The 13,997-nt window shown below is 49.4% G+C and carries 14 protein-coding genes and 1 other RNA gene; 7 read left to right on the forward strand and 8 right to left on the reverse strand.

Going from position 1 to position 13,997, the window contains the following annotated elements:
- Positions 1-9: 9 nt before the first annotated feature.
- Positions 10-912, forward strand: a complete 903-nt coding sequence (locus F6I03_RS01060; protein ID WP_070430874.1) for a hypothetical protein — start codon at positions 10-12, stop codon at positions 910-912.
- Positions 913-1,314, forward strand: a complete 402-nt coding sequence (locus F6I03_RS01065; protein ID WP_070430873.1) for a ribonuclease HI family protein — start codon at positions 913-915, stop codon at positions 1,312-1,314.
- A 1-nt stretch (position 1,315) separates the two neighbouring features.
- Here F6I03_RS01065 and F6I03_RS01070 read toward each other — a convergent pair whose 3' ends face one another.
- The 3 genes from F6I03_RS01070 to gpsB form a co-directional block, all read right to left on the reverse strand.
- Entirely contained in the window at positions 1,316-2,446 is a 1,131-nt protein-coding gene (locus F6I03_RS01070; protein ID WP_070430872.1) for a THUMP domain-containing class I SAM-dependent RNA methyltransferase, read from the reverse strand.
- A 190-nt stretch (positions 2,447-2,636) separates the two neighbouring features.
- Positions 2,637-2,986: RNase P RNA component class B (gene rnpB, locus F6I03_RS01075), an RNA gene on the reverse strand.
- A gap of 41 nt (positions 2,987-3,027) precedes the next feature.
- Positions 3,028-3,387 carry a cell division regulator GpsB gene (gpsB, locus tag F6I03_RS01080; RefSeq protein ID WP_070430871.1) on the reverse strand — a complete coding sequence of 120 codons (360 nt, stop codon included), beginning with the start codon at positions 3,385-3,387 and terminating at the stop codon, positions 3,028-3,030.
- A 184-nt stretch (positions 3,388-3,571) separates the two neighbouring features.
- On the opposite strand from gpsB, the gene F6I03_RS01085 reads away from it, so the two are divergent.
- The 4 genes from F6I03_RS01085 to dtd all read left to right on the forward strand — a co-directional run bounded on the left by F6I03_RS01085 (position 3,572) and on the right by dtd (position 7,845).
- Complete coding sequence (locus tag F6I03_RS01085) at positions 3,572-4,066, forward strand: hypothetical protein (protein WP_070430870.1); 495 nt, start codon at positions 3,572-3,574, stop codon at positions 4,064-4,066.
- Positions 4,066-5,016, forward strand: coding sequence for a 50S ribosomal protein L11 methyltransferase (gene prmA, locus F6I03_RS01090; protein ID WP_070430869.1), 951 nt, complete (start codon positions 4,066-4,068; stop codon positions 5,014-5,016). The genes F6I03_RS01085 and prmA overlap by 1 nt, the downstream gene beginning before the upstream one ends.
- A 133-nt stretch (positions 5,017-5,149) precedes the next feature.
- Positions 5,150-7,378: a RelA/SpoT family protein gene (locus tag F6I03_RS01095; protein WP_150983037.1), complete on the forward strand. Its 2,229-nt coding sequence runs from the start codon at positions 5,150-5,152 to the stop codon at positions 7,376-7,378.
- A 20-nt stretch (positions 7,379-7,398) separates the two neighbouring features.
- Positions 7,399-7,845: a D-aminoacyl-tRNA deacylase gene (gene dtd / locus F6I03_RS01100; protein WP_070626037.1), complete on the forward strand. Its 447-nt coding sequence runs from the start codon at positions 7,399-7,401 to the stop codon at positions 7,843-7,845.
- 87 nt (positions 7,846-7,932) lie between these two features.
- On the opposite strand, the gene F6I03_RS01105 is transcribed toward dtd, so the two are convergent.
- Positions 7,933-8,892 (reverse strand): 2-keto-3-deoxygluconate permease, encoded by a 960-nt coding sequence (locus F6I03_RS01105; RefSeq protein ID WP_070430866.1) that lies wholly within the window; start codon positions 8,890-8,892, stop codon positions 7,933-7,935.
- Positions 8,893-9,006: 114 nt separating this feature from the next.
- Entirely contained in the window at positions 9,007-10,155 is a 1,149-nt protein-coding gene (locus F6I03_RS01110) for a M20 family metallopeptidase (protein WP_150983038.1), read from the reverse strand.
- Positions 10,156-10,230: 75 nt separating this feature from the next.
- On the opposite strand from F6I03_RS01110, the gene F6I03_RS01115 reads away from it, so the two are divergent.
- Entirely contained in the window at positions 10,231-11,052 is an 822-nt protein-coding gene (locus tag F6I03_RS01115; RefSeq protein WP_070430864.1) for an ADP-ribosylglycohydrolase family protein, read from the forward strand.
- Positions 11,053-11,242: 190 nt separating this feature from the next.
- Here the strand turns inward: F6I03_RS01115 and F6I03_RS01120 are convergent, their stop codons facing one another.
- From F6I03_RS01120 to F6I03_RS01130, 3 genes are read right to left on the reverse strand one after another with little or no spacing between them, the layout of a single operon-like run.
- The gene (locus F6I03_RS01120; protein WP_070430863.1) at positions 11,243-12,247 is read right to left on the reverse strand and encodes a biotin--[acetyl-CoA-carboxylase] ligase; all 1,005 of its coding nucleotides are present in this window, start codon (positions 12,245-12,247) and stop codon (positions 11,243-11,245) included.
- Positions 12,248-12,283: 36 nt separating this feature from the next.
- Positions 12,284-12,835: a cysteine hydrolase family protein gene (locus F6I03_RS01125; RefSeq protein WP_070430862.1), complete on the reverse strand. Its 552-nt coding sequence runs from the start codon at positions 12,833-12,835 to the stop codon at positions 12,284-12,286.
- Positions 12,836-12,850: 15 nt separating this feature from the next.
- The gene (locus F6I03_RS01130) at positions 12,851-13,828 is read right to left on the reverse strand and encodes an aromatic acid exporter family protein (protein WP_070430861.1); all 978 of its coding nucleotides are present in this window, start codon (positions 13,826-13,828) and stop codon (positions 12,851-12,853) included.
- Positions 13,829-13,997 lie beyond the last annotated feature (169 nt).

Raw genomic sequence — 13,997 nt, forward strand, 5'->3', positions numbered from 1 at the left:
GGCTTATAAATGTTTGAGGAAAGAAAAAGAGATTGCCATTCTTTGGTCGACCAGGCTTTAGCTGCTAAAGCAGCTGGTGCCCTCAACCAGGGACTGGCGAGTATCCGCCAAGCTCAGAAACTGGCGGGGGATTTTTCTAATTTTTTCCTGGCATTGATCCAGGTCTTAGTGGACCAGGACCAGGTCGACTTAGCCTTGGCCCTGACCCAGCAAGTTCTAGAAGAAGCTGACCAAGTTGAAGCCCTCAGCTTATATGAAAGAGCCATGTCCTTTTTGGCCCAGACTGCCCCTAGTGCTTTGAAAGAGTTTTCAGAGCCGGGGCTTTTTGTGCGTCAGGGAGCTTCTTTAGACCGGGAATGGATCGACTTTGTTTTTCATCCAGACCGTCTAACTGCTGACTATGCTGCTAGCAATCAAGCCCAATTAAAGACTTACCTGGCGACCGACCTGGCCCAAGATCCTGGTCAGGCCAAGGCCTGTTATCGAATATTGCAGGACCTAAAACCTAGCCAGGTCCATGACTTCATCCGGGCTTATCTGGCTAAGCATCCCGAGCCTAGCTTGGTTCGGACTGATTTTCTCATCCGACTGCTAAGCCAGGGGAGTCAGGACCGACTCATCTTAGAAGGGCCTCAGGGGCTAGAACACCAGCTAGACCTGGCAGAGCTCAACTTGCCCCCAGACCGGTCTTTCTACCAGGCTGGCCAAGCCTTTATCGAGGATGTCTACTTTAAGGAGCTTCTAACCAAGGTCTACCTAGAAGAAGAGTGGCTGCTTTTGAATGGTCTCCTCTATCCATTCGAGGATGATTTAGGGAAAGATCCAGCTGACCTGGTGACCATCCTAGCAGCAGCCGACCCAGAAGATGCCTGCTACCAGACTATCAGCCAGCTCTTGAAGGGAGTGATCTAGGTGATTCGTCTCGCAATCGATGCATCAGTCAATGTTAAGGATGGCCGAGTGGGAGTGGGCATCCTCTGGCTAGAAGGGGGCAAGCAGTATCCTCTTAAATTCTCCCTGCCCCAAAAGATGGACAACCATTTAGCTGAATTCTCTGCCCTTAAAATCGCCCTAGAGCTGTTAGAAGACCAGGGAAGGACTCAGGACTGGATCCTCTGCCAGACCGACAGCCGGGCGGTCTATGACGCCATAAACAAGAAAAAAAGCAAGAACAGTCCCTATAGCCAGGCCATCCAGGCTATCTTGCTTGCTCTTGCTAAATTTCCTAATTTTCATTTGAATTGGGTACCAGAAGCAGACAATCGTGGGGCTGACCAGTTAGCCAAGCAGGCCATGCGCCAGGCCCCGCGCTAGCTTATTTCTTCTTCTTGCCCCAGAATTGGAAGAAGTCGGTCCGCAGGGCACCATTATAAAGCTTGCGTTTCTTGGTTGCCTTCTCACCGTAATAGTCCTCAAAGGCCAGGTCTGAAGTCAGGATATACTTACTCCAGGTTTCCAAGGGACGGAAGACCTCGCCCATTTCTTCATAAAGCTTGTGGACACTGTCCTCGTCGTTGAGCCGCTCGCCGTAGGGTGGGTTGCTGATCATGATGCCAAAGTCCTTGTCCGTTGTGAAGTCTGCCAGCTGCATCTGCTTAAAGTGAATTTGCTGGGCAACCCCGGCAGCCTGGGCGTTGGCTTTGGCGATTTCAACCATGCGGTGGTCAATATCTGAGGCCTGGATGTCTAATTGGATGTCGTGGTCAATGGCAGCCTTGGCAGCAGCCCGTTCCTTGTCGAACTCTTGCTTACGGAAGATATCCCAGTCTTCAGAGACAAAGTGGCGGCGCATACCAGGGGCAATATTCATACCAATCATTGCCGCTTCGATGGCAATCGTACCAGAGCCACAGGTGGGATCGACCAAGGGCCGGTCCGGGAACCAGGTGGTCAGCTTGACGAGGGAAGCCGCGAAGTTTTCCTTGAGGGGCGCGCCGCCCTTAGCTTGGCGGTAGCCTCTTTTAAACAGGCTATCGCCCGTCGTATCAAGGGTCAGCAGGGCCTGGTCTTTGTGGATGCTGACTTCAATGGGATAGCGGGCGCCTGTTTCAGGGAGTTGGCCCCGTCTAAAATAAGCTTCCTTTAAGTGGTCAACAATTGCTTTTTTAACCATTTTTTGGCAGGTAGGAACTGAATGGAGCTGGGACTTGACGGACTTGCCTGAAACAGGGAAGTTCGCATCGAAGGGCAGGATATCTGACCAATTGAGCGCTTTGACCTGGTCAAACAGCGCTTCAAAAGTTTTAGCTTCAAATTCACCGATAATGATTTTGACCCGGTCAGCGGTCCGTAATTGGATATTGGTCCGTGCGATATCCTGGGGCCCGCCTGCAAAGCGGACGCGGCCGTTTTCGACCTGGCAGTCATAACCTAGGGCTTTTAACTCATTCTTCACTAAAGATTCGATCCCGCTAGCACAGCTGGCCATTAATTGATAGGTCTTCATAACATCCTCCTTAAAAATTTGCTGCTCTCTAAGCCTCTCAATCATGCCTAAAGCTGGCTTGACCCAGAGGCTTTGTTTGAGAGCTTATTTATTGTCACTGATTTCTTGTAAAGTGTATAAGGCGATAAAAAAAATCCAAGCCAGGGGATCAACCACACAAGCTTGGATTCTTGACAAACCTGATGTAAATTTCTATAAGCCATGTTCTGTTCCCTTGCTTCCCAGGTTGTTTGCAAGTTCGGTAATCATCTATCTGCATTGCTGCCTCGGCTCACATTCATTTCTGCTTGCCAAGTGCCCCTACCGAATTTGGGTTGCTCACTCGAGGGGTTTACCTCGTTCCACTTAGCTAGTTTCCCAGCTAACTTCGTCACTGTGGCACTTTTCAGGGATACTAGGGCCTAGCCCAAGGGCCTTAGCCGTTTTTCCCGCCGTCTTTGCCTTAGCTTATGCTTTCGCTAAGCACGAACACTACCGACCTCTCAGTCAGTGTGAGCATGGACTTTCCTCAGGTACAAGTACCCGCGATTACCCGAAATTTACATATGATACTTTATTATAACGCACTTTAGCTCAAAATGCTAATAATTTTGGCGAATAATGGTATCGTCCATGTGGTCCTCTTCATCATAGCTCTGGGAGCCAAAGACCGCCTTTTCTAATTTGGATAGGCGGCGGAGGATATCATAATTAGTGGTTGCTGCGCCTGTTTTGCTAGAGGCTGCAGTCTTGGACCGGCTCTGCCGGTTCTTATCTTCGCCTGTTTGCCGCTTAGCTTTTTCAAGTTCGGCTTGGAGATAGGCGATTTCTTTCTCATAGGACTCATAGTCCCGCATGATGATGTCTAGGAATTCATCAACTTCTTGCATGTTAAAGCCACGGATGGCTGGTTTAAATTCTTTTTGTAAAATATCTTTTGTTGTCAGATTACGTTCGGACATCCTTACACCCCATTTTTATCACTGTCTTTCAATAGTATAGCATATCTTCTTCCTTCAAAGTCAGTGAAAAGGGGGCTTTAGAGAAGTTTTAATAAATTAGCAGAAGGCTAAAGGATGGGCTATAATAAAGAGAAGTAAAAGCCAAATTTTGGGCAAGAAATAAACTAAGAAGGAGTGTGGGCAGATGGCCGACAAGAGCTTATTTGAATACCTATACCAGGAGTGGCGGGACCTACGCTGTCAGTTTCCCTGGCAATTGACCTATGATGAGAGGAGCACAGGCATCATCCTCCAGGTCCACTTACCCGTCCCGCAGGAAGTGGCTCAGACTAGTCATTTGCGCGATGGTCTAAATCAGCAAAGCGATCAATTTGCTTATCTTAGTCTAAGTTTCCGTTTCGGTTATTATAGCAAAGATATTAGTTTGCAACCTGGCATTTTCATCCTAGCCCCTAATTTGGACAATGGAACTTATTCTGGCGACTATGTCCAAGTCTTGCTCAAGTGGATCCGCTATACCCTGCGTCAAGCTGAACAACAGCTGCGCGACCTGGGCCAAGCTGACCGGGTAGGCTTAGACTTGACCTGGCCGGAAGCGGCTGTCAAAGAAGACATTGCCAAACGCCGGGCTGTCAACCGTTATGGAAATAAAGAACGTTATTCATTGGAGGTATATTAATGGGATTCTATGAAGTGACTGTCGAAGTCAAATACGGGAACTCCGACCTGGTTTCGGACTGTTTACTAGCACTCGGGTCACAGGGGGCCTTGATCCAAGATGTCAAGGATTTTGATAACTTAGCGGAAGAGGGATCAGTCATTAAATTAGAGGCTAAGCGCCAAGCCTATCCTGCTTTCCCCCAAGTAGTGGGCTATTTCTCGGATACAGCTTGGACAGAGGGGGACTTGGGCCAGGCCCTAGTATCTGCCCTTGCTGAGCTCGATCCAGCCTACAGCTTGGAGGAAATTCAAATTGCTCCATTAGCTGAAAGTAATTGGGAAGAGGAGTGGAAGCGCTACTATCAACCGATCATTATCAGCCGCTTCATCCATATCATTCCCTCTTGGCAAAAAGAAGAGAGTCAAGCCTTGGTTCCTATCTACATGGATCCTGAGATGGCCTTTGGGACTGGGGACCATGCCACCACCCAGCTCTCCCTCCAGCTCTTGGAAACTTATTTGCGTCCAGAAGACCGGGTTTATGACGTCGGGACAGGGTCGGGCATCCTAGCAATCGCCGCAGCTAAGCTCGGCGCTCAGTCGGTCCAGGCCTTTGACTACGATGCCCAAGTGATTCCGATTGCCCAGAAGAATTTTGAAGTCAACCAGGTTGCCGACCGGTGCAGTGCCCAGGCCAACGACAAATTGACAGGCATTGAGGGACCGGTGGACCTGATCACAGCTAATATTTTGGCGGATATCCTCATCCCTCTTATCCCCCAAGCTTATGACTGCCTGGAAGACCAGGGGAAGTTTATCCTCTCAGGTATTTACTATAAGGAATTTGAGTCCGTTAAGGCTAGTCTCATTCAAGCTGACTTCCGTATCGAAGAGATCGTCCGCCGGGGGGATTGGTTCGGTATCTATGCGGTCAAGGGACGGGCGGAGGCGAGCAAGGATTCCATTTAAGAGAAAACTTCTCATAATCCTCTTAGATATGGTAAAATAATAGGTAAAACATTCATCAAAAGACATCTAAACTGCCATAGCTTAGCCAAGTCTGTCCGCGGTATTGAGATGTAATTAGAAAGGGGTAAGTTTGATGTCTGAAAAACAAAATTATACAAAAGAAGAAGTATTGGACTTGTGTAAGTCCTATATGCCAGAGGATAAGCTTGCCTTTGTCGCTAAGGCGGCCGATTTTGCTGAACGGGCCCACCGTGACCAAGTTCGTAAGTCAGGGGAACCTTATTTCACCCATCCCACCCAGGTCGCTTCGATCTTAGCGGAACTCCACATGGATCCGGATACTGTTGCGACAGGTTTTCTTCACGATGTGGTAGAAGATACAGGGATTTCCTTAGATGATATTGCCTATTTCTTCTCTGATACCGTGGCCACCCTGGTGGACGGTGTGACCAAGTTAGGCAAGCTCAAGTACCGGTCCCAAGAGCAACAACAAGCCGAGAACCACCAAAAAATGCTCCTGGCCATGGCCAATGACCTCCGCGTGATTATGGTGAAATTGGCTGACCGTCTCCATAACATGCGAACCCTTAAGTGGCATAAGTCTGAAAAGCAGGTGTCTATCTCGAGAGAAACCCTGGAAATCTATGTCCCCTTAGCTGACCGCTTGGGGATGAGCCAGATCAAGTGGGAATTGGAAGATACCTGCCTGCGCTATATTAATCCGGAGGCCTACTATCAAATCGTTCACCTGATGAATACCAAGCGGGATGAGCGGGAGAATTATATCAATGAAACCATTGCTAAACTCCAAGGCCAGATGGAAGGGGTCATTGCCGAACCTTTTGAAATTTATGGGCGGCCCAAGCATATCTATTCCATCTACCGGAAGATGAAAAAACAAAAGAAAGATTTTTCAGAAATTTACGACCTGTTGGCTATCCGTGTCCTCGTCGATACCGTTAAGGATTGCTATGCCGTGCTCGGGGTCGTCCACACCAATTGGAAACCCCTACCTAACCGCTTCAAGGACTATATCGCCATGCCCAAGGCCAACATGTACCAGTCCCTCCATACCACGGTCCTCGGTGACAAGGGGGTCCCGGTTGAGATTCAGATTCGGACCTATCAGATGCATGAGGTCGCTGAATACGGGGTTGCCGCGCACTGGGCCTATAAGAAGGGGGTAACGGGTGAAGTCGAAAAGGATGAGCTGGACGACCAAATTGCCTGGTTTAAGCAGATTCAAGACCTGCAAGATGATTCAGTTGATGCGGAAAACTTTGTTGAAAGTGTCAAGGAAGATATCTTCAAAGACAAGGTCTATGTCTTCACCCCGCAAGGTGATGTCCAGGAACTCCCTTCTGGAGCGGGTCCCCTAGACTTCGCCTATCAAATCCATACCGAAGTAGGGAATAAAACCATAGGAGCCAAGGTCAATTCCAAGATTGTCCCCCTCAACTACCAGCTCGAAAACGGGGATATTGTCGAAATTCTGACCTCGAAGAATTCTGCTGGCCCTAGCCGGGACTGGGTCAAGCTTGTGGCGACCAACCGGGCTAAAAATAAGATCAAGCGTTTCTTCAAGCTCCTGGACCGGGAGGAAAACCTGGAGAAGGGCCGCCAAGCTGTGGAGGATGCCGTGAATGAGAGCGGCTTTGCTTTCAAGGAACTCTATACTAAGACCAAGCAGGCCGACCTCTTGGAGCGCTTCAATTTCTCTTCTCTCGATGACCTCTTTGCAGCTGTCGGTTTTGGCGAATTGTCGGCTTCGGCCGTAGCTAATCGCTTGACGGAGAAGGCCCGGGCTAAGCGCCGGGAAGAGCTGCACAAGAAGAACTTGGAAGAAGTCATCCACGACGAAGAAGAGAAGGAACGTAAGCCCGCCATGACCGTTCGCCATAATGATGGCGTCTTCGTGGAAGGGGCCGATAACCTCCTCTTCCGCCTGGCCCATTGCTGTACACCTGTGCCGGGAGATGATATTGTAGGCTACATCACTAAGGGCCGGGGAATCTCTGTCCATCGCCGCGACTGTAAGAATGTCGACCTCGATGACGAGCTGTCAGATCGACTAATTGAAGTCGAATGGGAGAACACCCAGCCTGATGCGGATATTAGTTTCGAAGTGGAATTAGTGATCGAAGCCTTTGAACGGAGCGGGCTCTTGAATGAAATTATCCAGGTGGTTAGCCCCTTGACCAAGTCTATTTCTAATATTAACGGGAATGTGGACCATAAGACCAATATGGCTAAGATCCGTATCCGCTTAGCCATCCAGAACATCGACCAGTTGGATAAGATTATTGATAAGGTGAAGGATATTCCAGATATCTATGTGGTGGAGCGTGCCTCCACCCAGTAAAAAAGAAAGGATGAGTGATTGTGCGAGTTATTATACAACGAGTGAGTCAGGCAGCCGTCAGTGTCGATGACCAGACCCTAGGACAAATCCAAGAGGGCTTTATGCTCTTGGTGGGCGTCCATGATGATGATACAGAAGAGACTGTGGACTACATGGCACGAAAGATTGCTAAGATGCGGATTTTCGCCGATGAAGAGGGCAAGCTCAACCTGGATATCAACCAGGTGGGGGGCAAGATCCTCTCCATCTCCCAGTTCACTCTCTATGCGCGGACGCGCAAGGGCAACCGGCCATCCTTTGTTGATGCTGCCCAACCTGACCATGGTGAGCAAATCTACCTGGCTCTCAACCAGAAATTGCGTGAGGACTACAGCCTAGATGTTGAGGAAGGCCAGTTTGGAGCGGACATGCAGGTGAGCCTCATCAATGATGGCCCAGTGACGATTATCCTAGATTCTGACGAATAAGAATCAATTGCTGACCACTTAGTCGGCCAGTAAAAAATTAGTCAAAAAAAAAGAAGCTGGAGTTTTTTCCAGCTTCTTTTTTTAGCTTTAGCCGGCCTTATTGGGGTCGGTTTTGCTTTGGTAGAGTTTTTGGGCGACGATGGGGGAGAGTAGGGAGCTAGCGATGCAGACCATCATCACGATAGCTGTCGCTGCCACGACGTCATCCCCGAAAATTTCAGGTAGGGTCAAACCAATTAAAGCAGGGTTGGCAACAGACATGCCAGCAACATTCCAGATAGCAGCCCCATCAATCCCTGCGTTCTGCTTGGTGATATAGCGGTCAAAGAAGATGAGCGGCAGCATGAGGATGAAGAAGAGACCCGTCATCAAAAGACCTGATCCACCGGAAGCTAGGGCATCTTGGAGGCGCATACCCGCCCCGAGGTTCCAGCCTAGGAAGGGCAAGAGGCGACCGATCATAGGGGTGAAGAAGTCTGCAAAGTCAGGGTCTAGGTTGCCCAAGGCCATACCGACTAGAAGTGGGATAAAAATGGAAATAATGGGTGCCCAGTCAATACCTCCAGCACCGCCATCAGCGGTAAGCAAGCTCAAGAGGATGAGGGGGGTAAAGGACATGCCCAGGATACCAAAAATACCATAAACGGCGCCGAAATGCTGGTCCCCATAAGAAGAATGGATCGCAAGAGCAACGGCTGGGTTGAGGGAGTAAATCACGCAGGCAAAGCTCAATAGCGAAATGCCGAATATACCTTGGGTCCCAAAAAGCATATAGTAAAAATAGATCAGCAAGCTGGACCAGAATAACTTAAATAAAATCATGGGCAGGTGGCGTTTGAGCAGGGGAACAATCTGCTTAAGGTCGAGACTGGTCCCTGCCGCAAAGACGAGGAGGCCAATGACAACAGGGGTCCCCATCTGGAAGCTCGCCTGGCTGGTGCCGCCGAAACGGTCGTACATATTAGGGAAAATAGAAATCAAAAGCATGCTAACGACCATAGGCACCAGGAACATGCCCGCTGGTAATTGGTTGATTTTCTTTAACATAAGAACCTCTTTTCTATCGTAATGGATTAGTCTATAAGTTTAAATGAAAGCCGCTTATAAAGTCAAGCCAATAAAAAGAAGCAGCTACGCAAGGGCAACTGCTTCGCTTTTCTTCTAGGCTTGTTCTTCAAACCATTGCTGGATAATACTTTGGTACCAGGCGATGCTTTGGTAGAAGTCACCGACCTTGATGTGTTCATCAGGTTCGTGCAGGCTCTGGCCTGGCCCAATAATAATCGTAGGAATATCTGCTTGGTGGCGGATAAATTCGGCGCAGTCCGTTCCGCCACTGAAGGCAGCAAGGCTAGCTGGCTGGTCGAGAATGTCTTTTGAACTTTCCAGCGCAATTTGGACAAGGGGGTCTTGGTCCGCTGTCCGCAGGGGATAGAGGTTAGTGAAGAGGTCCATTTGTCCATGGAAGTCTGCGTCTTCTGCCTCTAGGTCTGTGATGATTTGTTCGAAGGCAGCGTAGAGGGCTGGATGGTCTTGGCCAGGAACCGTTCGGATGTCCACTTGAGCCTTGGCTCGGTCTGGGACCACATTAACAACACTGCCACCAGAAATTTGGTTAAAGGACATGGTTGACTTGCCTAAGAGATCATCTTCATGGTCGTCAGCATGGTAGGCCTCGGCAATCCGGTCCAACCACTTGATCATCTTTTCGACAGCATTGATGCCCTTTTTGGGGGTCGATCCATGGGCAGTCCGTCCTTGGGTTTCTAGGGCTAACCAGAAGACGCCTTTGTGGGCCCGGGCGACTTGGAGGTTGGTAGGCTCTGCGCAAATCAAGGCATCGACATAGGGCAGGAGGTCTTGGTCGACCAGGTCCTTGGCCCCCTTGCCGCCCATCTCCTCATCCGCGGTAAAGACTAAGATGATTTTACCTTTTTTAGGTAAGTTTTCTTCTTTGAGGCGGAGTGCCGCAGCGACTAAAGCAATGAGCCCGCCCTTCATGTCGCAGGCGCCCCGGCCGTAGAGGATGCCATCTTCAATTTCTGCAGCGAAAGGGTCGTGCTCCCAAGGGTTATCACCGACTGGCACGACATCCATATGCCCCGTCAGGCCCAGCACAGGCCCTTCGACGCCACTATCCAGGGTCGCGATAAGCTGACTGCGGTCGCCCTTATAGGAATAGCGTTTGGTTTCTAGGCCAGCTTCCTGTAAAATAGGCTCTATAAGGTCAGCAACGGCGCTTTCGTTGCCATTAGTTGAATTCACTTTTAGGACATCTTGAAGCAATTGGAGTGCTTGTTCATTATTCATTAAGATCACCTCCACTATATTATGCACTTAAAATTAGTAAGTTACAAATTGAAAAGTTTTAGAGAGGGGAAAGATATGCTAGGCGCAATCATAGGAGATATCGTAGGCTCACGCTTTGAATTGAATAATTACCGGGGAAAAGACTTCGAGCTCTTTCATCCCGACTGCCATCTGACGGACGATTCCATAATGACCCTGGCTGTCGGCCAGGCTTTGATGCAGGCAGCTCAACGTGCTGGGGGCTTGAGTAAAGAAGCAAGTTTCCTGGCGCTTCTCGAGGAAGAAGTTATCCAGTCCATGCAGACTTGGGGGCGGAAGTACCCAACGGCAGGTTACGGTAAAAACTTCTTCCGCTGGATCTATAGCCGAACGCCCCAACCTTATCAGAGTATTGGTAATGGGGCAGGCATGCGGATCAGTCCCGTGGCCGACCTGGCTCGCAGTGAAGAGGAAGTTCTGGCCTGGGGGAGGGTCGTGACTGGGGTCAGCCATGATAGTGAAGAGGCCTTCTTAGGAGCTCGGACCCTAGCTCAAGCCATCTACCAGGCTAAGATAGGGGTTGAAGCCCAGGCTATTTTCAAAGAAGTGGCGGACCAAGCTTATGACCTCAATTTTACCATCGACAGCCTGCGACCCCATTACACTTTCCATGCCAATTGCGCGGACTCCATCCCCCAAGCCTTGGTAGCTGTTCGAGATGGCGAAGATTTCGAGGACTGTCTGCGTTTAGCGGTTTCCTTAGGGGGGGACAGCGACACAATCGCTTCTATGGCTGGTGCCCTGGCTAGCTACCTCTATCCTATCCCGCAAAGGATTGAAGACCAGGCCCTCACCTACCTTGATGAGGACCAGACTGCCCTCTATCAAGCTTGGCAAGCATTTTGCCAGGCTGAGTAGAGCCTTTCGAGTGCAAAAAGACTTTTGGGCTCTGTCTTGAGACTTGATAATAATAGGCAAAGAAGCTGGCTTTTGTTTTGGAAGCCAGCTTCTTTGATTTTTATTGGTAAATATGAAGGCTATTTCTCTCGCCAGCCCTCACACCCTTTTACTCCAGAGCTCCCTTTCTCCCGCATCCTCTCACACCCTTTTATAAATTACGGAATTGTTGGCTGGAGAAGTGGATGTCTTGGCCGTAGAGGATTTCTTTTTTGCCGTTGGGCTTGGCGATGATCAGCTGGCCTTCTGGGTTGACCCCAACGATAATACCGGACTGCCAGTCGCCATTGTATTGGTAAGAAACTTCTTTGCCCACGCCCATGAGCCGGTCCTTGTAGAGGGGGAAGAAGGCCTTGTCGTCGAAGTGGGCATGGTAGCTTAGGATACGACTGACCAGCTGGGCGAGAAATTGGTTGATATTAAAATTATCCGGCGTTTTGGGTCCAAAGATCGTTCCAGCTACCTCTTGGACGGCGGGGTCACTATTAGCGAAGGATCCGGCTAGGTTGAGGCCAATGCCAATCATAATGGCAGAGGTATCGGCAGCTTCAATGGAGGTGATCATCTCGCTCAGGATGCCTGTAACCTTGCGCTTGTGGTAGAAGATATCGTTGACCCACTTAATCTCGCACTGGTCATCGACATAACTTTCAATCGTTTCGACCACGGCCGTCGCGGCTAGGATGGTGTACATGGGCACATCTTGGAGTTTGATCTTTTGCGGATGGAGGGCCAGGGTAAAGTAAAGCCCCTCCGCCAAGTCGCAGAAATAGGCCTTGCCCCGGCGGCCTCGCCCCTTGGTCTGCTGCTGGGTGGCGTATAAGAGATAGTCCGAGTGGGGCTGAGCGAGGGCTTCCTTCATGAGGTCATTGGTTGAGCTCATGCTGGGGCGAACATCATATGTGATGTCGACAGGGCCAAGTGCCTCTTGGAGGAAGTGGTCAATCTGTTGGGGATCCAAGTCCTGGCTCAATTTTTCCAGCCGGTAGCCCTTATTGGGGGTGGAAGAGATTTGATAACCCTGGTCTTTGAGGGTTTGGATAGCCTTCCAAATGGCATTGCGGGAAACGCCCAGTTGCTCTGCCAGTTTTTGTCCGGATAGGTAGGCTCCCTCCGCTTCTAGGAGGTAGTCAAGGACTTCTTGCCGTGAATTCATAATAAGACTCCTTCTTATCAATCTTAGTCTGTTGATCTAGTCGACAATCTTAGCGTCTAAGCAAGTCTCAAAGTGGGTCAGGGCCCAGTCATGGCCTGCTTGGTTAAAGCTCGCTACAGCTTGGGGGTGGATAACGAGTTGGTAACCGAGATTATAGGCATCAACAGCCGTGTGGAGGATACAAATATCGGTACAGACACCAACTAAGTGGAGGGTTTGGATATGCCGTTCCCGCAGCTTCATATCGAGATTGGTTCCGGCAAAGGCTGAATAGCGGGTCTTCTCCATGTAGTAAACATTGGCCTTGTCCTTGGCTTCTTGGTAGATACTAGCCAGACGTCCATATAGTTTCTGCCCCTGGCTGCCTTGGATATTATGGCTAGGGAAGAGTCGGCTCTCGGGATGATAAGGGTCATCGGTCTGGTGGCTGTCAATCGCGAAGACAACGAATTCTTGCTTCTGGATAAAGCTTTGGGTTAAGTCGCAGATCTTGTCTTCAATGGCTTGGCCAGGTTCGCCACAGGTCAAGCTGCCGTCACTTGCAACAAAGTCGTTGGTGTAGTCAATATTGATTAGGGCTTCTTTCATGTCGAATCTCTCCTTTTAATGCGAATAGATAAAATTGCTTTCATAATAGAAGTTTTTCTTTAATTTTAAGAATTTTTGGCAGTCTGTCAAGATGGCAAAGAGGGTGGCGCGGAGTTCAAATTCCTTGCGGGTCTTGGGCAATTCACTTGCCCGGTAGGCATGGATCAGTTGGTCCAGTTCAGCGCTTAGGCCCAGGGCAGGGTTGCGCTCATTGAGCTGTTCCGAAACATGGATGAGGAATTGGGCAAGGTCCTGGTGCTGGGAAGTTTTCTGGTCCAGCCGCTGTAAGCTCTCCGCTATCTGGTAGAGGACATTGGTTTGGGCTTGGCGCATGTTGAAGTACTGCTTGTAGTAGAGGGTATCCTGGTTCATCCGATTGGCATTCTCCCGTGAAGCCAGGTGTTGGCCATCCTGGATGAGTTGGCTGAGCTCATGGAGCGTAATGACGAAACGATCTTGCCCGAAGAAACTGGCCTGGTCTAGCTGGTCAGCATAGGAGCAGAGGACTGTCCGCATTCGATCTTCGATATCTTCCTTCAGCTGGGCCATTTCCTTTTGGTGGGAGGGTTGGAGGAAGTTGACGAGGAGGGCCACGCCTGTTCCGATGAGGAGGAGTAAGAATTCATTCATCAAGTCGGGAAAGGCGACAGTCTGGTCCAAGAGCAGGTGGGAGACCGAGACGGCACAAGGGGCAATGGCATTGCCCGACTTCATCCAAGCAGCCAAGGGATAGGTAATTAAGAGATAGAGGGCAAAGACCCAAACCGCAAAGCCAAAGTAATAAAAAAGCAGGCTAGCAACGGTCAAACTTAGGACCATGGCCAGGCTAATATTTCCGATATAGTGAACAGTTTGTTGGTTGGTATCCGCTAGGGTTAAAATAGCTATGATACCTGCAGATACCGCATAGTCGAGCTTGAGCCACTGGGCGAGGAAGATCGCAAAAAAAGTGGCCACAGCATATTTTATTGCTTTAATCAGGTGCAAGGTCATCGTTTGATAAGCCCTCCTTTTAAATCTAATAATACCATTATAACAAAAATTGATAAGAAAAGACGTATCTTGTGACTTAGCGAAAAATACAATAAATGTATAAATATAAAAACTTGAAGATGGTCAACTTATATAATAATCCTTCTTGTCCAATAGCTAAGATGTTTTC

The organism is Aerococcus sanguinicola (assembly GCF_008726925.1).
GTDB lineage: Bacteria > Bacillota > Bacilli > Lactobacillales > Aerococcaceae > Aerococcus.